Consider the following 21,318-nt stretch of genomic DNA (forward strand, 5'->3'; position numbering starts at 1 on the left):
ATTGTGCTCAGCCGCGCCCTGTACATCGAGGACCCGCCTCCGCACCCGAGCACGCCCGGCCGCACCGTCTCCCACGATTCGGCCATCCACCCCGCCATCCTCGCAGCTCCCGGTCAGCGTTCACCTGTCTTGCGGCCGTCGGCCTGTGCCAGAGCAGCGACGGCGGCGGCGATCTCGTCCGGAAAGTCTTCCTGGAGGAAATGCTTTCCGGGCACACTCGGGATGTGGTCGAGCCGCGCGGCGAGGCGCGCCTGCACGCCATAGGTGCGCAGCGGGAGGGCAGGATCTTTGCTGCCCCACAACAGTCCCACCGGATACGCGCCGGAGCCGACAACGGTCTCGTACCGGCGCCTCTTCTCGGTGGTTCGCTCGAACGAGCGCATGATCCGCAGGAACGCGCGGCCCGAATCGTCGCCCAGAAGGAGGCGCAGATGCGCGTCGAGCTCGGCGGCCGGCACGCTCGGACCGACGCCGATCGTCCGCATCAGCGTACGGAACACCACCGGTACCCCTGCTGCCGTGAGCCAGGCCCGCCCGAGGGAACGATGTGCGAAGGGTTCCATCACCCAGGGCCGACGAAAGGTGTCGACGGCAACGACGGTGTTGAGCAGCAGCAAGGAGCGGACCCGGTCAGGTGCCGCAGCTGCGATCTCGAAACCGACCGGCCCGCCGATGTCATGGACCACGAGGTGTACCCGGTCCATCCCGAGCGCGTCGAGCGCCGCCGTCGCCCATCGCCCCAGGCCGGTCCAGGAATAGTCGAAGTCGTCCGGCCGGGCAGCCAGTCCGAGACCAGGAAGGTCGAAGGCGATCCCGCGCAATCCGCGGCGCGCAAGCTCGGGCAGGACCGCACGATAGACGAAGGACGAAGCCGGTACGCCGTGCAGACAGACGACCGGTTCCGCGTCGGAGCGGCCCTCATCCAGCACGAAGCTCCGCACCCCAGCCGCAGTGAACTCCCGCCCGCGGCCGCGGTGAGCGGCCAGCACCTCGTCCACGCTCACACAATGACGATACGGCTGAGTGGGCAGGATCTGGCACTGAACGGCATCGCACCGTCGGACGGGCCTTCGCCGGGGCCGCGAGGTCGCCGCGGTGTGGCGGGTTGGAGGACCGGCAGGCCGGCCGCGAGCCAGGCGTCGAAGCCGCCGATCATGTCGGTGCTGCGCACAAGACCGATCTGGCACAGTGAGTGCGCGGCGAGGCTCGACGAGAAGCCGCTCTGGCAGGTGATGATCCAGCGAATGTCCTGGTCGATCGCCTCCGGGATCCGCCCGTCGCTGCGCGGATCCAGGCGCCACTCCAAGTGGTTGCGTTCGACAACGATTCCACCCGGCAGCTCGCCGTTGCGACGCCGCTGAGACTCCGGCCGGATGTCGACGAGAAAAGTCATCGGCTCGGATGCTGCCGCCGCAGCCGCGGCAGGTTCCAGCCTGCTCAGGTCGGCCTGGACGCGGGCCAGCGTCTCGTCGATGCCCATCATCTCGCTCCCGCGGGCCGATCCGTTGGGGATCGGTCGGCGACAAGGCGATGTACCTCGTCGACGCGGCGGGTCAGGTTCGCGCGGTCGAGGAGCTCGAGGAGCGGCACGGCGACGCGGCGAGTCGTCGCGAGCGCCGATCGTGCGTCGCTGACAGTGAACGGCTGGGGGAGTTCGGCGAGTCGCTGGACGGCGAGGTCGACGGACTCCGGGGTGAGGTAGACGCCGTCGCCGATCGGGAGGAGTGATCCAATCCGGACGGCGGCAGCGAGCCTCGCCGGGGTCAGGCCGAGGGCCGCGAGCCGTCCGGCATCGGGTGCGGCAAACGGGGACTTCGCCAGGTCGTCGCGGAGCGTCTCGACCGCCGCGGCCACATCCGGGGGAAGAGCGTCTCGGTTCGCGGCCGGCAACACCCGTCCGCCGTTGGCGACGAGGGGCGGTGTCACCAGAGCCTCGACGAGCCGGCGGTCGGGCAGGCCGAGCAACTGGCGGGCGGCCTCGACCGGCAGACCGGGTTCCAGCGGGTGGGCGGTCAGATAGGACTCGACCTCGGTGGCAAGCCGTGTCCTCAGCAGGTCGCGATACGCGGGGTCGAGCAGCCAATCGCCTGCAACCGGAGCGATTCCGGATGGTGCCGGGCACCCCATCCGGCGTAGGTCGGCAACGGTGACGAGGTGCCTTCGGCGCAACTCAGAGACTGCGTCCGGTTGTCCGGTCATCGCTGTCAGCTCGGCACGCCGCAGCGCACCGGATCCACGGCGAACAAGATCCGGAGGTCGTACGTCGAGCACGGTGGCGCCGATGATTCGCCTGCTGCCCGGGTCGCGCAGGAGCAGCCGGTCCCCGATCCGCAGCGGTAGTGGCGTCCCGAGAGTCAACCGGGCGAGGTCCGCGTCGAACGGTCGCACCCGTGCAGGTACAGCCGCTGAGCCGACGTGAACGAGGACCTGAGGTGGTAGCGGCCCGGAGGACCGCACGTCGAGCGCGGTGGTCGTGTCCCAGGCGTCCGGTGTGAGCAGCGCGCTGCCACGTCGTACCTGACTCACGGGCAGGTGCCGCAAGTTGACCGCGACCCGAGCCACGGCATGCACCGAGAACGCGGCCGCCTTCAGCGACTCGACGCCGCGGACACGCACGGCGTGCTCCCCGGGCGCGATCCTGAAGCTGTCGCCCGTCGAGATCGCTCCTGCAGTCAGGGTGCCGGTCACCACGGTGCCGGCACCGCGGATCGTGAAGGCGCGGTCCACCCAGAGCCGCACCGCACTGTCCGGCTCGGGCGGCGGCAGGGTCGCGACCAGCCGCGACAGCGCGGCCCGGAGGTCGTCCATGCCGGTCCCAGTCGTGGCGCTGACGCACACCGACTCGATCCCGCCCAGCGACGTCATGGCGAGCTGGCGACGAGCGCCGACCAATGCCGATGCGGGCTCGGCGAGGTCGCAGCGACTGATCACCAGGATCCCCTGGCGGACGCCGAGAGCGTCGAGTGCGGTGAGGTGTTCGGCGGACTGTGGCATCCAGCCTTCGTCCGCGGCGACGACGAACATGACGGCCGGAGCAGGCCCGATGCCGGCGAGCATGTTGCCGATGAATCGCTCATGGCCGGGTACGTCGACGAACGCGACAGTTGCCCCAGGCCCCAGAGTCGTCCAGGCGAAGCCAAGATCGATGGTCATGCCGCGCCGGCGCTCCTCGGCCCACCGGTCGGGCTCCATCCCCGTCAGCGCGCGGAGCAGGGTCGACTTGCCGTGGTCGACATGTCCGGCGGTCGCGATGACGTGCATGTCATACCTGTCCGGCGACGCGGACGATCGCGTCGTACAACACGTGATCCAGCTCGGGTGGGACGCTGCGCAGGTCGAGCAGGAGTCGACCGGCGTGCATTCGTCCGACGACGGCCGGGTCGTTGGCGCGGAGTGCCTCGGCGTACGCGGCCGGCAGGCTGAGCGCCGTACTGGCCAGAACCAGTCCTGGCGCGCCGCCACCCCCGGTACTGGCCTGGCTCGGCACCGGTTGCACGTCGACGTCGAGCGATGTCAGCAGGGCAAGCATTGACGTGGCGCGCGCCTGCAGTTCCTCGGCGGTCGCGTGCAGCATCCGCGAGGTCGGTGGGGTCGGTCCGCGCAGGGTGGCTTCCAGCGCGGCGAGGGTGAGCTTGTCGACGCGCATGGCCCGGGCGAGCGGATGGCGACGCAGCCGCTCGACGTACGCGCGATCGCCGAGAAGGAGGCCGCATTGCGGTCCGCCGAGTAGCTTGTCGCCGCTGGCGGTGACCAGGGTGGCTCCGTCGGCGAGCGTCGTCGTGGCGTCGGGCTCGCCGGGCAGCGACGGGTCGGGGGAGAGCAGCCCGGAGCCGATGTCGACCACGAGGGGTGCGTCCAGGGCGGCGAGGTCCCGCACCGAGACCTCGGCGGTGAACCCGGTCACCACGAAATTCGACGGGTGCACCTTCAACACGAAACCGGTCCGCGGTCCGAGAGCCTCGGCGTAGTCACGCAGCGTGGTGCGGTTGGTGGTTCCGACCTCGCGCAGGCGCGCGCCGGTGGACGTCAGCAAGTCGGGGATGCGGAACCCGTCGCCGATCTCCACCATTTCTCCCCGGCTCAGCACGATCTCCCGGCCCGCCGCCAGCGCGGTCGCGGCGAGCGCCAGCGCGGCGGCGTTGTTGTTCACCACGTGCGCTGCCTCGGCCGCGGGCACGGCCGCGAGAAGAGCGTCCAGAAGTTGCCGTCCGCGCCGAGCCCGCCGGCCGGTGTCCAGGTCGAACTCGACGTCCACGCATCCCGCTGCCGTCACCACCGCGTCGATGGCGGCCGGAGACAGCGGCGCCCGGCCGAGGTTGGTGTGCAGCAGCACCCCGGTCGCATTCACGACGGGGCGCACTCCGCAGGCGCGCGGCGGCAGCGCAGCCACGACCGCGTCCGGCACCTGCTCGGGGGTGATCTCACCCCGGCGCGCGCGGTCCTGGACGTCGGTGACCACCTGCCTGACCAGTGCCCGCCCCAGCCGGTCCTGCGCGTCGACGAGCCTCGGGTCCGCAAGCAGACCGTCGACTCGTGGGATCCTGCGCCGTACGTCGGTCACTTCTCGACGGTACGGCGACCGGCCCGATTCGTCATCGGCTTCGCGACGAGGTGGCGGAGGCGGACGGGAATCGAACCCGCCGGACCGAGATCCTCGGTCCCGAACGGCTTTGAAGACCGCGGGGGCCACCAGACACCCTGACGCCTCCGTTCGACAGCATAGGACTGACCCGAATCGGCGAGCGAGGGCTCGCGCGAAACCACCGACGCGTCAGCCTTCAACCCCGGAGCAGCACGGCTCTACGCTGTGCGTAACTGGTTCTGCCAGTGGGGAGGGTGCGATATGAGTACCGAGACGGGCACCTATCGGCTGACTCAGTACGCTCACGGCGGCGGTTGCGCCTGCAAGATTCCGCCCGGCGAACTGGAGTCGGTCCTCGCCGGCCTGCTCGGCGGCCCGGTGGACGACGACCTGCTGGTCGGGCTCGAGACGGGCGACGATGCCGCCGTCGTGCGGCTGAGTGCTGACCTGGCCGTCGTCGCCACCGCCGACTTCTTCACTCCGGTGGTCGATGACCCGTACGACTGGGGCCGGATCGCAGTCGCCAATGCTTTGTCGGACGTCTACGCCATGGGCGGGCGCCCGCTGGTCGGAGTGAACCTGCTGGCTTGGCCGCGGGACGTGCTCCCGTTCGAGCTCGCCAAGGAGGTGCTGCGCGGCGGCCTCGACGTTGCCCGCGAGGCGCATTGTCACGTCGGGGGCGGGCACAGCATCGACGACGCCGAGCCCAAGTACGGGATGGCGGTCACCGGCGTCGTGGATCCGGACCGGCTGCTGCGCAACGACGCAGGAGTGGCGGGGGATCCGCTGTCGCTGAGCAAGCGACTTGGGTTGGGAGTGCTCAACAATCGGCACAAGCAGACCGGCGAGGTGTTCCCCGACGCGATCGCGGCGATGACAGCGCTCAACCAGGTCGCATCTCAGGCCGCGCTGGCCGCCGGCGCTCGCTGCGCGACCGACATCACCGGCTTCGGCCTGCTCGGCCATGTCGCCAAGCTCGCCCGGGCCAGTGGCGTGACCGCGGTGATCGACGCTCCGGCCGTGCCATATCTGGACGGCGCGCGCGAGTCCGCCACCGCCGGCTACGTCAGCGGCGGCACCCGCCGCAATCTCGCCTGGGTCCGGCCGCGTACCGACTTCGGATCACTACCCGAGGTTGAGCAACTACTGCTCGCTGACGCGCAGACGTCGGGTGGCCTGCTCGTCGCCGCCGAGCTTCCAGGCTGCCCGGTCATCGGCGAGCTGGTCGAGCGGGCGGCGTACGACGTGGTGGTGCGTGGCTGAGCGGCTACCCCCTGCGCACGCCATATTCCGAGGTCGTCGACGCTGTGGCGCGGGGCCAGGTCCGGGCGTATGGTCGAAAATGGTGGAGGGGGTGGCTGGGATGTTGCCGAGAGCCGCACGAACCGCGATGAACGACGAGACGCCGCATCAGCGCCAGGGATTGGGCAGACGCCACTTCATGTTCGGTGCCGCCGGCCTGACCGGCACGGCGGTCGGTGGAGGCTGGTTGGCCGCGCCCGCTGCATCAGCGCAGCCGGCGCAGAACCGTCATCTCTCGACTGCTGCGGCGCGCCACATTCCGGGAGGCTTCCAGCTCGTCCCGGGCGGCGAGCTCTACCACGTCTTCTTCCCTGGGCAAGGCGAGCCCAGCACGATCACCGACTTCAAGGGGAAGGTCGCGGCCGCCGTCATCGACGGGCGGGGAACCGGCGCCAACGCGGCACACGCCTTCGAGGTCGACGTCCGGTTCATGGACGGCACGTTCATCGGCCTTGACGGCCGGCAGAGCGTGGGCACGTTCACGTTCTATTGAGTCGACGTCTTCGAGGGGCCGGTCGACCCCACCTTCGCAACACAGACGCGCGACTTCAACCCCGGGATCGCCGCGAGCGGCTTGTTCTGGACCAACCGGGCGCACCCGGACAATGTCTGGGCCGACACGGTGCACGGCCGCGCGACGATGAAGGTTGCGGACGTCATCCTGCCCGACTTCCACGACACCATCGCCGCACTGCAGCACAAGCCTCCGGTGGCGATCGGCACCTTGTCGATGAATGTCACCTGGAAGGGTGGCGGCAAACTCGAGCGCGTCGACGACGACGAGAAGGACGTCGGCGGGACCGTCGTACAGGGCCCAGCCTCGGTGTGGTTCCACGTCGAGAGCGACGACGGATTCAGCTACACGTCGGACCGCCACGGACAGAAGACCCTCGTCGCCGAAGTACGCAGCGAACGCAACGGTGTCTTCCACCATTGACGCCGCCGAAGGGTTGAAGGATTGGGGCATGGTCGGCAGCAGTTGAGAGGGCCACCCGGTGGGCGGGTGGCCCTTCTACGAAGCATGCCGATGGCGCCCGGGGTAGTTCCCCCGAGCGCACGGGGCGGCGGCCACCGCAGGCTCGGTGGCGCGCTGTGAGCTGCTACCTGCGGCGGCGGGAGACACGCCGCGCGGTGCGGCGTCCGGTTCGGCGCGCGACCCTGCGTGATCCAAGCATCTGTACTTCCTCCTCCCAGTGCGGAATCGAATGCACGTCGCCCGGTCAGCGGGCGGCGGCCGCCGTTTCCATCTCGTGCAGTTCCTTGGCTTCCTCAGCCGACACCAGCCCGATCTCGATCAGGTCCAGCGGGCTGATGAAGCCGTCGCTGAGCCGGAACCCGCCGGCCCGCGCGATGGCGTCGCGCAGCGGGACGGCCCAGTGGTGTTCCAGCAGGATGAGCGCCGCGGCGGAGTCGTTCGGGATGTCCTCGAGCACATCCCAGGCTTCCTCCCCGCCGAGCACGCTGATGCCGCCTTGCTCGGCGACCGCCTCGGCGCCGGCTTCCGCGCCGGCCACCATGCCCTCTTCACCCTCGAAGCCCAGGCCGATCAGCGCCCCGATCTTGCTCCCCAGCTCGATCGCTTCCGCTTCGGACAGGTTGCTGAGATGCTCCGCCTCCAGTTCGCCGTCCGCGCTCTTGTAGACGGCCAACGCGTCGATGACGCGGACGGTGTCGCTCTCCCGCAGCCGTTCGAGTTCGGCGATGACCTCACCGTGGAAGTTGGGGTGCTGGAACCCGAGCGCGATGAGCTGTACTGGCCCGATTGCCATGTTCACTCTCCTCTTCTCTCCCGAGCGCCCGCCCAAGGCGCCAGTCCTTCCGGGCAGTGATCCGCAAGGACTGTCAGGAGACATCGATGTACCTGCGCCCCACACTGCTGCGCCCGCCACCCGTACGCATCACCCGCGACGGATTAGCCTGGGCCCGGGACTGAGGGAAATTGCTGCCACACGGTGATGAAGGCCAACACCGAGGAACCGCTTGTCGATCACATGCCGTCACGGCCCGCGGGTCACGGACGGGTCGGCGAAGCTCTCGGGTGGCGGGCCGGTGTGCGCCGGGTACGGCGAAAGGTGGCTACGCTGTTCGGCCGAGTTCTTTCGCCAGGGTCGGCCGGGGGCATTTGACGTTCTTGTCGTAGAAGTTGTTGATGCCGGCAACGATGTCGGTGAGGGAGTCCTCCAGTGCGAAGTGCCCCGAGTTCAGTGGCACGAGCGTGGCGTCAGGGAGATCGGACAGGTACGCCTCGCCGCCCGCGGGGGTGGAGAAGATGTCGCCCTGACCCCAGAAGATCAGCGTCTTCGGTTGGTCGCGCCGCAGTCGCCTCTGCCAGGTTGGGTACCGCTCCGCATTCGTGCGGTAGTCGCAGAGGAGGTCCAGTTGCGCCCGATGGGCGTTCGGTCGGGCCAGGAACTGCAGAGCGATGTTCCAGTTGTCGGGGCTGATCCTGGTCGGGTCCGGGTGACCGGTCAGGTAGATCGCCTTCACCGTCTCGGGTTCCAGGAATGCCTCCAACAGAGCGTCGGTGTCGGCAGTGCCGTTCGACCACGGGCAGTGATGGATAGCGTCCCTTGCGTCGGTGAGACCCTCCTCGTACATGCTGGCGTTCTGGATGATCTGCCACCGCAGCCAGTCAGGGTGCAGGCAGATGAGCCGGTTGCCGATCGGGCCGCCGTAATCTTGCATGTACAGCCCCATCGGTCCGGTGAAGTCGAGGGCGAGCAGGGCCTCGTCGACGATCTCGGCGAGGTGATCGAAGGTGTAGTCCCACTCTCGCGGATCCGGCGTCTCGGTGTTCCCGAACCCGGGATAGTCGAACGAGATGAGGTGGAACCGGTCGGCGAGGGCAGGCATCAGGTTCCGGAATTGGTACGACGAGGACGGGAATCCACCCAGCAGTAGAAGCTTCGGCGCGCCGGGCTCGCCCGCTTCACGATAGAAGACCTCCAACCCACCGGCGGACACGGTACGGAATTTCGTCAGGCGCACGTCAGGCTCAGCGTCGAGGGGGTCGGGGGTGAGCGTCTGTTCGCCGGCGAGTTCAGCCCGGGGGGAGCCGGCGGCGGTCAGGGCGGCCAGTACGGCGGTCCCGACCGTGGCGACTCTGCGGCGGCGTTGGGGAGTGGCGGTCTCCGGGGTGGAATGAGTCTGCACGGCGTCCTCCTGGGCGGTGAGTCCGGTGGTGAGGGGATGCCGCCACTGTGGGCGCGAAGCGAGGCCCGGGGCACCCGCGTAGTCCCGGGTCAATGCCCTGGTGTCCGCCCGATCCGTCACCCGGTACCGGGTTGTCCTGGCCCACTCACCGCACCATGGTGACCCGACCAGCGTGCACGTCCGGTCCGCAACAGAACCACATCAACGATCCCAGGAGCGTTCTCGACACGGGCTGCGCCGCCGCAGGTGTGAGATAATCCCGAGGATTCCGGCCCCATCGGGAGCGTGTGGCCCGACACGATGGCGTGAGTCGTCGAGGCCGGTTGGGCGACATCGATCTCACCCTGGAGGCTCGATGGACACGACGGCACCTGCTCGCCCCGGTTCCCGGTCGGCGTCGTGAGGCCACACCAGTTGCGCACGGAGCTCCGCGGCAGGCAGAGCGAGTGCGCGACCCTTGACGCCCTCGTAGGCCGTGTGCGTGCCGGCGCGAGTCAGGTGCTGGTATTGCGAGGTGAGGCGGGCGTCGGCAAGTCTGCCCTGCTGGACTACCTCGCGAACGGACCTGGGCAGAGTTGCCGCGTCGCGCGTGCAGCCGGTGTCGAGTCCGAAGTGGAGTTGCCCTTCTCCGGTTTGCACCAGTTGTGCGCGCCGATGCTGGGCCATCTCGATCGCCTGCCTGGGCCGCAGCGTGATGCGCTCGCCACGGCGTTCGGGATGCACGTCGGGCCACCGCCCGACCGATTCCTGGTCGGACTGGCGGTGCTGAGCCTGCTCGCGGAAGTGGCGGAGGAGCGGCCGTTGGTGTGCGTGATCGATGATGCGCAGTGGTTCGACCCCATCTCGGCGCAGTTGCTCGCGTTCGTGGCACGTCGCCAGTTCGCCGATCCGGTCGGGCTGGTCTTCGCGATTCGAAGCGGGCACGAGGACAGCGAACTGACCGGCCAACCGGCGATGGACGTTCGAGGCCTGAGGGACGCCGATGCTCACGCCCTGCTCGCAACCGTCCTGACAGGCGACGTCGACCATCGGGTCCGCGAGACGATCGTGGCCGAGACCCGGGGCAACCCGTTGGCGCTGCTGGAACTTCCTCGCGGCCTCTCGACGGCCGAGCTCAGTTTCGGGTTCGGCCTGGCCGACGCCGTGCCGTTGGAGACTCACCTGGAGCAGGGTTTCTCGCAGCGCCTTGCAGCACTTCCCGGACCGACGCGATTGTTCCTGCTCGCGGCCGCGCTCGAACCCGTCGGGGACCTGGGCCTGCTACGACGAGCCCTCCAGCGACTCGATGTCGACTACGCAGCCGCTGTCCCGGCGATGCGGGCGGGCCTGATCGAGCTGAGCGGACGGGTTCGGTTCCGGCACCCGTTGGTGCGATCCGCCGTTGCTCGAGCCGCAGAGGTGACCGACTTGCGAGCCGTGCACCTGGCTCTGGCCGAGGAGACCGATCCGGAGCTTGACCCTGACCGACGGGCGTGGCACCGGGCACACGCGGCGAGCGGGCCCGATGAGGAGGTCGCCGTCGAACTGGAAGGATCCGCTGATCGGGCGCGGGCCCGAGGAGGTCTGGCGGCGCAGGCGGCATTTCTCGAACGTGCCATCGAACTGACCGACGACCCCGCTCGACGTCCTGCCCGCATCCTGGCTGCCGCGACGGCCCGGCACCAATCCGGCTCCTCGGACAAGGCGTTGGCGCTGCTGGCCGACGTCGAGACCACGCCGCTCGACGGGCTGACTCGCGCCAGGGTGGAGCTTCTCCGGGCACAGATCGCGTTCTTCTCCAGCCGTGGCCGCGACGCTCCGCCCCTGCTGCTGTCAGCTGCCCGGCGGATGGAGGCGCTGGACGAAGCTGCCGCCCGCGACATCTACCTTGATGCGCTGGCGGCGTCGCTGCTGGTCGGACGGCTGGCCGGGGAGGTGGGCGCCCGCGATGTCGCCCGGGCGGCCCGCGCGGCACCTTCATCGACCGCCCGTCCAGCCGATCTCCTGCTGGACGGCGTGGCGGCGCTGATTACCGATGGGTATGCGGAAGGCGTCCCACCAGTGCGGCGCGCACTGAAGGCCTGGCGAGCAGACGAGGTGCCGATCGGCGACGCTCTTCGCTGGCTGTGGCTCGCTACTCACGCGGCCCACGACGTCTGGGACGACGAGAGCTGGGAGGTGCTCAGCACCCGCCACCTGCGTCTTGCGCGCCAAGCCGGGGCTCTGGCGGTGCTGCAGATCGCACTCAACAGTCGCATGGGCCTGCATTTCTTCGCCGGCGAGTTCGCGGAGGCGGCCGCGCTGGTCAACGAGCTCTCGACGGTCAACGAGGTCATGGCCAATCACTTGCCGCCGTACGGCGCTCTGGCGCTCGCGGCGTGGCAGGGCAGGCCGGAGATCGTGTCCGGCCTCACTCGATCCACCTATGCGGAGGGCGGAGCGCGAGGTGAGGGCATGGGACTCACCATCGTCGACTACTCGTCGGCTGTACTCCACAACGGTTTGGGGCGTTACCAGGAAGCGTTGAGAACGGCAGAGCAAGGAGCCGGATACCCCGACGAACTCGGCTTCTCCACCTGGTCGCTGGTGGAACTGGTCGAGGCTGCAGCGCGTAGCGGTCACCCCGACCGCGCGGCGGACGCACTCGACGAGCTGGTCCGGACCACGGGTGCCAGCGGCACCGACTGGGCGCTGGGAATCGAGGCACGATCTCGCGCACAGGTGAGCCAGGGAGGCGCGGCCGAAGGCTACTACGTGGAGGCAGTGGAGCGGCTCGACCGGACCCGCATGCGCGTCGAGCACGCCCGCGCTCAGTTGCTCTACGGAGAGTGGTTGCGGCGGGAGAACCGTCGTCGCGATGCCCGCAGACAGCTGAGGTCGGCGTACGACCTGCTCTCCGACATGGGTTCGGAGGCCTTCGCCGAACGAGCCCGTCGCGAACTGGTCGCCGCCGGGGAGAGGCTCCCCAGACGATCCGTCGAGGCGAGGGAAGCATTCACGGCGCAAGAGGCTCAGATCGCTCGGCTGGCAGCTGAGGGCCGCACCAACCCTGAGATCGGTGCTGAGCTGTTCCTCAGCCCACGCACCGTCGAGTGGCATCTGCACAAGGTCTTCGCCAAGCTCGGAATCGGCTCCCGCCGAGAACTCTCCGGCACGCTCCTCAATGCGTAAGGCGACCCGGCCCGGTCTGGCTCAGGCGCCGGGCTAGGGGTCGACGGTGAAGCTGAACATCATTCCGCTCTCGTGGTGTTCGGCGATGTGGCAGTGCGCCATCCACAGGCCGGGATTGGTCACGTCGAGGAGGATGTCGACGGTTTCGCCTGTGCGCACGAGAACGGTGTCTTTCCAGACGAGATTGGGTTCGACGGTGCCGTCGCGGCTCATGACGAGGAAGCGGCCCGCGCCGTGGATGTGGAAGGGGTGGTGCATCGGGTGGTCGGAGTCCATTTCGTTGACCAGCCTGATCTTCACCTGATCGCCGACCTTGAAGTGCCAGTCGATCGCATGGTTCTCCTCACCGGTACTGCGGTCGACCAGCTTCCACCGCATGTTGGCCGGTGTGGTGATCCGGTTGACGTCGACCATGTCGTCTTCCCACTCGATGCCACCAGTCATCTCATGGTCGTGAGCACCGGCGTTGCCGTGCGTCGTACCGGCGCGGTGTGAACAGGGCAAGCGAATCCCACCGGTCCCGCCAGGCTGCACCCACCGTGTCGGCGGCCTCGAGAATCAGGAACCGGCGACCATGGCGTGCCAGGAAGAACCCGATCGCCAGCCCAGCCTGGCCCGCACCCACCACGACGACCTCCACGCGGTCTCCAGCTTCCGCGTCCTCCGGGATGAGTGGTGTCTCGGCCATGCTGGCAGTTTCCGCTCTGCGAGTCGGTGGTGTCGAGACGTCGGCGTACGGCGTGCACCCATGACTGCCAACGCCCTAGGCTGACACCATCGAGGAACGGTGAGACTCGCATGAACCAGCCGGCGACCCACGCCCCCATCGGAACCATCGGTTGGACCGAGCGCACCGGTGGTGTGTTGACGGTCCGCGCACGCATCTCGCTCGCCCGGCCACTACTGCGCAGCCACGGACGCATCATCGTCGGCCGCCTCGCGATGGCCACTCGAACTCACTCGGGGCGCCGGAACTCGGTGGAACCAGACGCGCTGGTCCCACCGGACTCGTTGCTGGCACGAGACGCCGAGGCTGCTGCTCAGGACCTCCTGACACCGGCGTTGCTCAACCACTCGCGCCGTGCGTACGCCTGGGGTGCAGCCATCGCTGCACTCGACGACGTCGAGTTCGATCACGAATTGCTGTACGTCGCCGCGATGTTTCACGACACCGGCCTGCTTAGCCCGGTCCCGAACGTCGACTTCACGGTTCGCAGCGCGGCAGTGGTGCGCGACTTCACGGACAGCCACGACGTACCAGAGGTCCAACGCGAGGTCGTGACGAATGCGATTGCCATGCACCACACTCCAGGCCTCGGTGTTGAATTCGATGCCGAAGCCTTCCTGCTTTCCGCCGGCGCAGCAGTTGATGTGTTCGGGCTGGGCAGCGATCAGGTGCCCGACGCAGTCCGCGAAGCAGTCGTCCAGGACTACCCACGCGTCGGGTTCAAGCGGGAGTTCAGCCGGCTGTTCCGAGCCGAAGCCAAGCAGGCCCCGCATGGTCGCGCCTGGTATCTACACCGCTTCGCGCTGAGTGACGTGACGATCAGGCTCGCTCCTTTCCACGGCTGAGAACCTGGACGTTCCGCGTCATCGACCCTGCAGTGGTTCGCCGGTGCGCAGTGTCCCGGCCTGGGCCGCGGAACGGCTCGCGACGCCGTACTCATCGATGGTGCCGCTCATTTCCTTCCCGGTCGCGGCGGTTGCCCGTGCATCGTCTCGGTACGTCGGCGGCAGATCCGAGTAGTTGATGGAAGCGAGGATGCGCCCGGCTCCCACCCGCGAGGTTGTTGCGATCAGCGAGGACAGATGTTTCGAGACGCTGTAGGAACCAGCGCGCGGCGGGGGGAGCGGGGGTGGTCTTGGCGGCAGTGGAGTCGATCAGGACGAGGCCGGCCACCTGGTCGGGATACTTCGCGGCGTACGTCCGCACGCACAGACCGCCGAAGGGGCACGGTCGCGGCCGTGTTGTGCTGACGGCATCGCGAGGCAGCGAGTACTCCTTCGAGGGCGATCCGCTGCCTGGCGTCGCATCTTCGTCCGGTTCGGTCTTCACGAGTGCTCTGGTGGCCGGCATGCGCGGTGGCAGCCGATGGGGACAACGACGGGTACGTCTCGGTTGATGACGCGTATGCCTACGCCTTCGAACGTGCGCGGGCAGGAGGGAGCGAGCAGACACCTCAGCGGTGGTTGTACGGCGCGGAAGGGAGTATCCGCATCGCTCGCAGCCTGGCCGGTGTGTCCATCAGCCCGGCGACGATCCCAGCGGCGCTGCGCAATGGCTTGGAGAATCCGCTCCCTGAGGTGCGGATCGGCGCGATCTCCGCACTCGGTAGCTGGCTCACCTCCCACGACCCGGGCCAACGCGTGACCGCCCGAGACACGTTGCAGGCGATGGCGGAGACGGACATTCCGAGAGTCGCGGAGGCCGCGCGGACGCTCCTGGGCACCGCTCCTGTTGATGTCGTGTCCGTCGAGCGTCCGGTCGCAGTACGCGTGGACGAAGGTCCTTCTCGAGCCGAAGTCGAGCCGAAGGAGGAGCGACTTCCCGAGCTGCGGGCAGTGGCCGACAAGAACGTCAGGAATCCACGGACCGGTGATCGTGAGACTGTGGATTGGACTGCGCTGCAGCTACCGCTGTCCACCGCTGGGTCCATTTCGAAATGGCTGGCCAAGAGCGGTGCCATCGAGAAGGGTATGCCGATTCTCGTCATGACTCTCGACTCGCCGACCGGCCCGGTCGAAGTCAAGTATGCATCCCCGGTGTCCGGCACATTGTCGCGCCGGCGACAGGCCGGAACGCGCGTCAACGGCCGCAACGTTCTGGCGCGCGTGACCTGACCAGCCGACCACCGCGGCATCGACCGACTCGACAGAGAGGCGCTACCTGGGCGGTCGGGCGCCGTACGGGTATTGCGTGGTTGATGCCGGCTCTCATCCGCACCCGTTCCACCCTCCCGGAGATCGGCCGGAGCCGGGCCTGGTTGCAGGTCCAAGCCCCGGGCACGGGTGATCAGGCTGATTGGGTGTTGTCGCGGCGGCGGGTTACCACCACCGCGGTGCCGAGGCCGACTCCGGCCAGGGCGATGCCGGCGAGAGCACCGAGAGCTGCGGAGCTCGCGTCGAGGCCGGTGTCCTGGGCGACCGTGACCCGGGGCACCTCGTACCGCGGGTCGTACGTCGGATAGTTGGGCGGACCCGGCTCGGTCATCGATGGCGTGCTGTGGCTCGGTTCGGGAACCGCACTGGCCGCTGCCGGACCGGCGGTCGCCATCATGGCGAAGAGGACGGCTGCGCTACTTGTCGTCAGCAACTTGGTTGTGGACATGGTCCCTGCTCCTTTGTCGTCGCGGACCGCCGCTGCCGGCGGTCTGTCCGTTCCGTTGTCGCCCGGGCAGGTATCGCCCGGGCTCGAGCCGGTATCACCTCGGTATCGCCCCCGTTGACGGACGGCTCGCCACGGTCGACAGTCGAGGAGTGGGTATCGCCGTTCTCGGCCCGCTCACGATCGAGGGGGAGCAGGGGAAACCGAGGGTTCTCGCTCGGCGCGATCGGATCGTCCTTGCCGCATTGACTGTGCGTCCCGGTCAGGTGGTCAGCGCGGAAGAGCTGGCCGACGTGATCTGGGGCGACCGGCTGCCGCCGTCCTGGCAGAAAGTCATCCAGGGCTGCGTTGTCCGGCTGCGCAAGGTGCTCGGGGCCGGCGCGATCGAGACCGTGCAGCTCGGCTACCGGCTGGCGGTCTCCCTCGACGAGATCGATGCACAGCGGTTCGAGCATGCGGTGAGCCGGGCCCGCGATCTGCTGGCCGTGAACGAGGCCGAACGATCCGCGCTGGTGCTGGCGGATGCGCTGATGCTCTGGCGCGGCAGGCCACACAGCGACCTGGATGGATGGGATGTCGCACGGATCGAGGTCGAGCGCTTGAGCGAACTGCGCCAGGCGGCCGAGGAACTGTACGTCGAGGCAGCCTTGCGATCCGGGCAGCACGACAAAGTGCTGGCCAAGGCGGGCGCCCTGGTCAGCGAAGCGCCGCTGCGGGAACGACGATGGGCGCTCCTGGCCACGTCGCAGTACCAGACCGGTCAGCAGGGCGAGGCGTTGCGGACGATCCGTCGGCTGCGCGAGGTGCTGGACCGCGAACTCGGCTTGGACCCGAGTCCCGAGATCGACGTACTGGAGCAGGCCATTCTGCGCCAGGACCCAGCCCTCGTTGCCGAAAGCGCGCTCCCGGAACCTGACGCGGTCTGCCCGTACCGAGGCCTCGAGTCGTACGACGTGGAGGACGCGGACGGATTCTTCGGCCGCGGAGCCGACATCGCCGCTTGCCTGCACAAGCTGGCCGACGCCCGAGTGCTGGCCGTCGTCGGACCATCTGGCTGCGGCAAGTCGTCGCTGGTCCGCGCCGGTGTGGCCGCCGCGTTCCGTGCGGATGGCAAGCGGGTGGCCATCATGACTCCAGGTGCACACCCAGCCTCCGCACTGGCGGCCGCGGTGCCCGGGACGGGGCCACCGCCGGTTCTGGTCGTCGACCAGTGCGAGGAAGTCTTCTCGTTGTGTCATGACGCCGCCGAGCGCGAGACGTTCCTCGCCACCCTGAGCTCCCTCGAAAGCATCGTGATCGTGTCTTTGCGCGCCGACCGGATCGCCGACATCTCCGCGCACCCGGCCTTCGCCCGGACGGTCGAGCAAGGCCTGTATCTGCTGTCCGGTATGACGCGGGACGCCTTGAGATCAGCGATCGAACAGCCTGCCCGGATGGCTGCCCTGACGGTCGAGCCCGGTCTGACGGACCTGGTCGTCAACGAGGTCGCGGATGAGCCGGGCGCCCTGCCGCTGATGTCCCACGCACTGGCCGAGACCTGGCAACGCCGAGAAGGCCGCACACTCACGGTCGCGGGGTACAACGCCTCGGGAGGAATCCGCGGTGCGGTCGCGCAGTCGGCCGAGCAGATCTACGAGCAGACAGCTGGGGAACAGCGCCCGGTACTGCGTGACCTGCTGCTGCGACTGGTGACGCCAGGACCGGACGGCGAGCCGATCCGCAGCCGCCTGCCGCGCCGCCTCGTCGTCACCGGTCCCGCGGACGACGCGATGGTCGATCGACTGGTCGCGTCGAGACTCGTCACCAGCGACGACGGTGTTGTCGGTCTCGCTCACGAGTCGCTTGCGCGGGCGTGGCCGCGATTGCGGCAGTGGCTCGACGACGACCTGGAAGGCCAGCGGATCCTGCACCACCTCGCGGTCGCGGCCGACTCCTGGGACGACCTCGGCCGCCCGGACAGCGAGCTCTATCGTGGCAGCCGCCTGGCCAGGGCCTCGGATTGGCGGGCTCACACGACTTCAACGCTGACAGCGACCGAGCAGGACTTCCTCACCGCGAGCACACGAGCATCGCAGGACGAACTGCGCGCCGCCGAGGTACAGGCGCGCCGCCAACTCAGCATCAACCGCCGCCTCCGCGTGGCACTGGTCACCGGGGCCTTCCTCCTCGTCGGCGCCCTCATCGCCGGCCTGATCGCCGGACGCCAGGCCGACCGAGCCGACCAGGCTGCCACCAGCGAACTGGCCCGTCAGGTAGGCGCTCGCGCTCAACTCACCGACGACATCAGCCTCTCGCTGCTCCTCGCCACGCACGGCGTCCGCCTTCAGGACTCACCGGAAACCCGGGCCAACCTCGTTGCCGCAATCAACAAGCACCCCGGCCTGGTCCGTTCCGCTCCCGCTCCGCTCGGCCGGATCGAGAATCTGGACGTATCACCGGACGGCCGGCGGATCGTGTCCGGCGACAGCCGGGCCACGGTTCAGCTGTACGACGCGACGTCCGGGCAGGCACTCGACTCCTACACCTTGGGCCCGATCGGCATCGCCCCACACCAAGTCGTCATCGACGAGCAGGTGTACACCACTGCGCGCTTCAGCCCGGACGGCCGGCTGATCGCGGCGTACGCCGCGAACGGGATCGGGCAACCGCTTGATCCGACGCGTCCGCTTCGCCTGCTCAGTGCGGCCGCCCTGGACGAGGTGCCGCAACAGTTGGTCCTCCCCGAGCCAGGTGACCTGCGCTTCCACAGCCTGGCCTTCAGTGCTGACGGTGGCTATCTAGCCGCCGGAGTTCAGAAGGGGCTCGAAGCGGCCGGGGACGTCGCCTACGGATTGGTGTGGGATCTCCGAGACAGACAGCGGCTGCCGCGGTGGGTCGCGCTTCCGCGCAGTCCCCAACGGGTTGCCCTGAGTCCTGACGGCCGGACGATCTACTCCTCGTCGCCGCTCGCGGCGTACGACGTGGGCACCGGCAAGGCACTGTGGCAGCGGCAGGACCTGGTCGGCGCACTGAGCATCGATGTCAGCTCCACCGGCTCCCTGCTGGCGGTACAGCAACTCGAACCGGCGCACGCGGACAGCGCTGCGACGGCACTGGTCGAGGCCGGCACGGGCAAGACGGTCAGGGTGCTGCGCGGCCAGGCCGACGCGACTCGCGGCTTGGCGTTCTCCGCCGATGAGACAAGGATCGCCACGACGGACTACAACCGGGAGGTCACGGTCTGGAGTGCGGCCACCGGAGATCCGATCCAACGGATCCAGACCGCGGAGGTGTCGTGGGCGGTCGCGTTCAGCCCTGACGGAAGGACGCTCTACACGGGTGGTAGTGAGGGAATCCTGCGCGCCTTCGACCTCGCCGGACAGCGGCAGTACCTCTCCCACGATCCGTCCGCTCCGGCACGTCGATACCTTCATGTCCTGCCCTCCGGCGACGGCCGGTCGATCGCCTACCTGTGGCGGGACGCGAACGGCTCCTGGGTGAGTTTCAGCGACGCGGCGACGGGGCGCACGACGAGCCCGACGAGCCTCGGGCTTGCGCTGGAGGGAGGACCGCGGACGCCGGCGGCCTGGCACCCGAACGGCAAGCGGCTGGCCGTTCACGACGCGCACGCGATCTCAGTCGTCGACGCCGGGAGCGGCAAGCTGCTCAAGCAGGCGAAAGGTCTGGACATCAGCTCGATCGCCTATGTCGACAACGGGACAACGCTGGTGACAGGCAACGCGCACGGGTACCGGTCGTTCGACGAGGGTCTGGAGCACGAGGGCGTCGATTTCGCGCGGCACGCAGACTGTTGTACCGCGCCCGCCCCCGACGGCCGGACCTCGGTGTTCTTCGACGACTCGCCCAACTACGCCAACGTGCATTGGCGGATCCTCCGGGTCGAGACAGGCCAGGTGCTCGCTGAGGGCGATGTGGATCCTGGCCTCAACTACGCGAGCTACTCACCCGACGGCAGCATGATCGCTCTGGCCGGTGCCAGCGGCGAGGTGTTCACCATCGACGTGGCCACGCGCTCACTGCGACGCGCACCGACCCAAGGGCACAGCGACGAAGCCGTGTTCGTCCGCTTCTCGCCGGACGGATCGAAGTTGGTGTCCGGTGCGGAGGACGGCACAGTGAGTCTGTGGGATGCGCACTCCCTCGAACTTCTCGGCAGGGTGAGCGTCTCGAGCGGGGGCAAGCCGGTCGGCGCGGTCCCGAGTTTCGTCGACGGCAACGACGTCGTACGGATCGCGGCGTACGACGGGATGGTGTATCGGTGGGACACGCGGATCGAACGCGCGATCGCTACCGCCTGTGCGATGGCCGGGCGCAACCTCACCGCCGACGAGTGGAGACAGGCCTTCGGCAACCGCCCCTACGAGAGCACCTGCCCCTGAGCCGTCTGTCACGTGCGGTGTGCGGCGGAACTTCCTGGGCCAATCACTTCGACACCGTCGGCAGACATGCCCAGGCGATCTCAGGGTAAGGATGCAGTCTGTGAGTGCGATGTGACGGCTCAACGAACGTTGAACAACATGGAGAAGAGGACACAGTGATGCTCGATCCTGTCGTCGGCAAAGGTCAGCTGACCGAGACCGATCGCTTCATCTTCGAGTCGTGGGGCTACTTCCTGATTCCCAACGTCTTGACCAAGGATGAGGCCGCCGAGGCGTACGACGCTTCGCAGCGGCTGCACCAGAACCGCGGCCGCGAGTTCGGGCAGATCGGCCGGAGCTACGAGAGCGAGCCGGTTCTCGAGCGGCTGATCGATCATCCTGACGTCCTGCCGAAGGTGCAGGGTCTGCTCGGCGACCGATTCGTGCTGCAGGCCGGCTGGAACACCATGCAGCCGGCGCACGCGGGGAACGGCGGTTGGCACCAGGACGGATCGTCCGCCTTCGACTTCAAGGACCTGGGATACCCGGTTCCGTTGCTGCAGCTTCGTGTGTCGTATCTGCTCACCGATCAGACTGTGCCGGGCATGGGCAACATGGAGCTGATCCCCGGCAGTCACCGCTCACGGGTCGGTCTCCCCGATTCGATCCGGGAGAGCAAGGGCGACATCGCGATCGGCCACGTCGTGTGTGCCGAGGCAGGCGCTGCGCTGGTGTTCCACAATGGCGTCTGGCATCGAACCTTCCGCCACGACGGCGACCACGACCGCTACACATCGCACTACGTCTACAGCCCACCGTGGGTCCGCGCGGCCGACCGATTCAGCAACGACCCCGAGTTCCTCGAGCGCACCACGCCTCTCAGGCGCGCCCTGATGGGAGAGTTCGCAAGACCGGACGCCCCGTTCGGCGCGAGCTACGATCCGCTCCCGATCTGACGCACGGACTCACTTCCCCGCGACACCGGCCTTTCGTCGAGCTCGGAGGCCGGTGCTCGGCGATGTCTGCAGCTGCTGCGGTCGCGGCCGTGGTGGGGAGATCGCTGGCGGCCGGGTCGAGGTCGATCGTGCGGGCAGTAGGGGTGTCCGTCGTCGCCGGTGCGGGCTTGGGTCTGCGGGCGACGTACGCCCGGATGCGTCCCGTCGACTGGACCGTGCGGTACTCCTCCTCGACCGCCTCGTCCAGGGCCTGCGTCGCGACGCGGCGGCGCCTGTTGGTGATCAGGTACGACAGCCAGATGCCGGCGGCCCCGGCCAGCATCAGGATCACTCCGATGGCGGGCAGGTCGATCGCGTCGCTGCGGTCGCGCAGACCGAAGGTGAGAATCGCGCCGGTGGCCATCAGAAAGATCCCGAACCCAATACTCATGACGCGCCTCCCTTGACCGGGCTCTGACGAGCACCCGGTACCCGCCGTCAATCCTCGGACCG

General features: G+C 68.5%; 19 protein-coding genes and 1 tRNA gene. 8 read left to right on the forward strand and 12 right to left on the reverse strand.

Annotated features, from left to right (window positions below; genetic code table 11):
• Positions 1-113 precede the first annotated feature (113 nt).
• The 5 genes from E0H75_RS21290 to E0H75_RS43145 form a co-directional block, all read right to left on the reverse strand.
• Complete coding sequence (locus tag E0H75_RS21290) at positions 114-1,004, reverse strand: alpha/beta fold hydrolase (protein ID WP_131515348.1); 891 nt, start codon at positions 1,002-1,004, stop codon at positions 114-116.
• A complete protein-coding gene (locus E0H75_RS21295) occupies positions 1,001-1,483 on the reverse strand; it encodes a rhodanese-like domain-containing protein (protein WP_131515349.1) in 483 nt (160 codons plus the stop codon). The genes E0H75_RS21290 and E0H75_RS21295 overlap by 4 nt, the downstream gene beginning before the upstream one ends.
• Complete coding sequence (gene selB, locus E0H75_RS21300; protein ID WP_131515350.1) at positions 1,480-3,261, reverse strand: selenocysteine-specific translation elongation factor; 1,782 nt, start codon at positions 3,259-3,261, stop codon at positions 1,480-1,482. The genes E0H75_RS21295 and selB overlap by 4 nt, the downstream gene beginning before the upstream one ends.
• A 1-nt stretch (position 3,262) precedes the next feature.
• The gene (gene selA / locus E0H75_RS21305; RefSeq protein ID WP_131515351.1) at positions 3,263-4,561 is read right to left on the reverse strand and encodes an L-seryl-tRNA(Sec) selenium transferase; all 1,299 of its coding nucleotides are present in this window, start codon (positions 4,559-4,561) and stop codon (positions 3,263-3,265) included.
• A 51-nt stretch (positions 4,562-4,612) separates the two neighbouring features.
• Positions 4,613-4,709 (reverse strand) — tRNA-Sec (locus E0H75_RS43145).
• A 134-nt stretch (positions 4,710-4,843) separates the two neighbouring features.
• Between E0H75_RS43145 and selD the strand changes: the two genes are divergently transcribed.
• From selD to E0H75_RS21320, 3 genes are all read left to right on the forward strand, one after another.
• Positions 4,844-5,845 carry a selenide, water dikinase SelD gene (gene selD, locus E0H75_RS21310; protein WP_131515352.1) on the forward strand — a complete coding sequence of 334 codons (1,002 nt, stop codon included), beginning with the start codon at positions 4,844-4,846 and terminating at the stop codon, positions 5,843-5,845.
• 100 nt (positions 5,846-5,945) lie between these two features.
• Positions 5,946-6,377, forward strand: coding sequence for a hypothetical protein (locus tag E0H75_RS21315; RefSeq protein WP_131515353.1), 432 nt, complete (start codon positions 5,946-5,948; stop codon positions 6,375-6,377).
• Positions 6,378-6,458: 81 nt separating this feature from the next.
• Complete coding sequence (locus E0H75_RS21320; protein WP_131515354.1) at positions 6,459-6,821, forward strand: hypothetical protein; 363 nt, start codon at positions 6,459-6,461, stop codon at positions 6,819-6,821.
• A 283-nt stretch (positions 6,822-7,104) separates the two neighbouring features.
• Here the strand turns inward: E0H75_RS21320 and E0H75_RS21325 are convergent, their stop codons facing one another.
• Together E0H75_RS21325 and E0H75_RS21330 are read right to left on the reverse strand one after the other, a co-directional pair.
• Complete coding sequence (locus E0H75_RS21325; RefSeq protein ID WP_131515355.1) at positions 7,105-7,653, reverse strand: hypothetical protein; 549 nt, start codon at positions 7,651-7,653, stop codon at positions 7,105-7,107.
• 307 nt (positions 7,654-7,960) lie between these two features.
• Complete coding sequence (locus tag E0H75_RS21330; protein ID WP_202873086.1) at positions 7,961-9,037, reverse strand: alpha/beta fold hydrolase; 1,077 nt, start codon at positions 9,035-9,037, stop codon at positions 7,961-7,963.
• A 399-nt stretch (positions 9,038-9,436) separates the two neighbouring features.
• Between E0H75_RS21330 and E0H75_RS21335 the strand changes: the two genes are divergently transcribed.
• Positions 9,437-12,187, forward strand: a complete 2,751-nt coding sequence (locus tag E0H75_RS21335) for an ATP-binding protein (RefSeq protein ID WP_131515356.1) — start codon at positions 9,437-9,439, stop codon at positions 12,185-12,187.
• A gap of 33 nt (positions 12,188-12,220) precedes the next feature.
• Here E0H75_RS21335 and E0H75_RS21340 read toward each other — a convergent pair whose 3' ends face one another.
• Together E0H75_RS21340 and E0H75_RS21345 are read right to left on the reverse strand one after the other, a co-directional pair.
• A complete protein-coding gene (locus E0H75_RS21340; RefSeq protein WP_131515357.1) occupies positions 12,221-12,631 on the reverse strand; it encodes a multicopper oxidase domain-containing protein in 411 nt (136 codons plus the stop codon).
• A gap of 1 nt (position 12,632) precedes the next feature.
• On the reverse strand, positions 12,633-12,875 hold the full coding sequence (locus E0H75_RS21345) for an NAD(P)-binding protein (RefSeq protein ID WP_131515358.1): 243 nt from the start codon (positions 12,873-12,875) through the stop codon (positions 12,633-12,635).
• A gap of 110 nt (positions 12,876-12,985) precedes the next feature.
• Here E0H75_RS21345 and E0H75_RS21350 point away from each other — a divergent pair, with 110 nt between their 5' ends.
• Positions 12,986-13,759, forward strand: a complete 774-nt coding sequence (locus E0H75_RS21350; protein ID WP_131515359.1) for an HD domain-containing protein — start codon at positions 12,986-12,988, stop codon at positions 13,757-13,759.
• 18 nt (positions 13,760-13,777) lie between these two features.
• On the opposite strand, the gene E0H75_RS21355 is transcribed toward E0H75_RS21350, so the two are convergent.
• A complete protein-coding gene (locus E0H75_RS21355; RefSeq protein ID WP_131515360.1) occupies positions 13,778-13,966 on the reverse strand; it encodes a hypothetical protein in 189 nt (62 codons plus the stop codon).
• 303 nt (positions 13,967-14,269) lie between these two features.
• On the opposite strand from E0H75_RS21355, the gene E0H75_RS21360 reads away from it, so the two are divergent.
• A complete protein-coding gene (locus E0H75_RS21360; RefSeq protein ID WP_131515361.1) occupies positions 14,270-15,028 on the forward strand; it encodes a hypothetical protein in 759 nt (252 codons plus the stop codon).
• A 172-nt stretch (positions 15,029-15,200) separates the two neighbouring features.
• Here E0H75_RS21360 and E0H75_RS43150 read toward each other — a convergent pair whose 3' ends face one another.
• A complete protein-coding gene (locus E0H75_RS43150) occupies positions 15,201-15,515 on the reverse strand; it encodes a hypothetical protein (protein WP_165553904.1) in 315 nt (104 codons plus the stop codon).
• A 149-nt stretch (positions 15,516-15,664) separates the two neighbouring features.
• Between E0H75_RS43150 and E0H75_RS21370 the strand changes: the two genes are divergently transcribed.
• Together E0H75_RS21370 and E0H75_RS21375 are read left to right on the forward strand one after the other, a co-directional pair.
• Positions 15,665-19,891, forward strand: a complete 4,227-nt coding sequence (locus E0H75_RS21370) for an nSTAND1 domain-containing NTPase (RefSeq protein ID WP_165553905.1) — start codon at positions 15,665-15,667, stop codon at positions 19,889-19,891.
• A gap of 158 nt (positions 19,892-20,049) precedes the next feature.
• A complete protein-coding gene (locus tag E0H75_RS21375) occupies positions 20,050-20,826 on the forward strand; it encodes a phytanoyl-CoA dioxygenase family protein (RefSeq protein ID WP_131515364.1) in 777 nt (258 codons plus the stop codon).
• On the opposite strand, the gene E0H75_RS43640 is transcribed toward E0H75_RS21375, so the two are convergent.
• A complete protein-coding gene (locus E0H75_RS43640; RefSeq protein WP_202873087.1) occupies positions 20,750-21,256 on the reverse strand; it encodes a DUF6458 family protein in 507 nt (168 codons plus the stop codon). The two genes, E0H75_RS21375 and E0H75_RS43640, sit on opposite strands and share 77 nt — an antisense overlap.
• Between the last annotated feature and the right edge of the window lie 62 nt (positions 21,257-21,318).

This window comes from Kribbella capetownensis, from assembly GCF_004331485.1.
GTDB lineage: Bacteria > Actinomycetota > Actinomycetes > Propionibacteriales > Kribbellaceae > Kribbella > Kribbella capetownensis.

Excerpts from the sequence above, each read along its gene's own strand:
- E0H75_RS21295 (WP_131515349.1), bottom strand. The coding sequence starts at position 1,483 with ATGATGGGCATCGACGAGACGCTGGCCCGCGTCCAGGCCGACCTGAGC.
- selB (WP_131515350.1), bottom strand. The coding sequence starts at position 3,261 with ATGCACGTCATCGCGACCGCCGGACATGTCGACCACGGCAAGTCGACC.
- selD (WP_131515352.1), top strand. The coding sequence starts at position 4,844 with ATGAGTACCGAGACGGGCACCTATCGGCTGACTCAGTACGCTCACGGC.
- E0H75_RS21315 (WP_131515353.1), top strand. The coding sequence starts at position 5,946 with ATGTTGCCGAGAGCCGCACGAACCGCGATGAACGACGAGACGCCGCAT.
- E0H75_RS21325 (WP_131515355.1), bottom strand. The coding sequence starts at position 7,653 with ATGGCAATCGGGCCAGTACAGCTCATCGCGCTCGGGTTCCAGCACCCC.
- E0H75_RS21340 (WP_131515357.1), bottom strand. The coding sequence starts at position 12,631 with ATGACTGGTGGCATCGAGTGGGAAGACGACATGGTCGACGTCAACCGG.
- E0H75_RS21345 (WP_131515358.1), bottom strand. The coding sequence starts at position 12,875 with ATGGCCGAGACACCACTCATCCCGGAGGACGCGGAAGCTGGAGACCGC.
- E0H75_RS21350 (WP_131515359.1), top strand. The coding sequence starts at position 12,986 with ATGAACCAGCCGGCGACCCACGCCCCCATCGGAACCATCGGTTGGACC.
- E0H75_RS43150 (WP_165553904.1), bottom strand. The coding sequence starts at position 15,515 with ATGTCCACAACCAAGTTGCTGACGACAAGTAGCGCAGCCGTCCTCTTC.
- E0H75_RS21375 (WP_131515364.1), top strand. The coding sequence starts at position 20,050 with ATGCTCGATCCTGTCGTCGGCAAAGGTCAGCTGACCGAGACCGATCGC.
- E0H75_RS43640 (WP_202873087.1), bottom strand. The coding sequence starts at position 21,256 with ATGAGTATTGGGTTCGGGATCTTTCTGATGGCCACCGGCGCGATTCTC.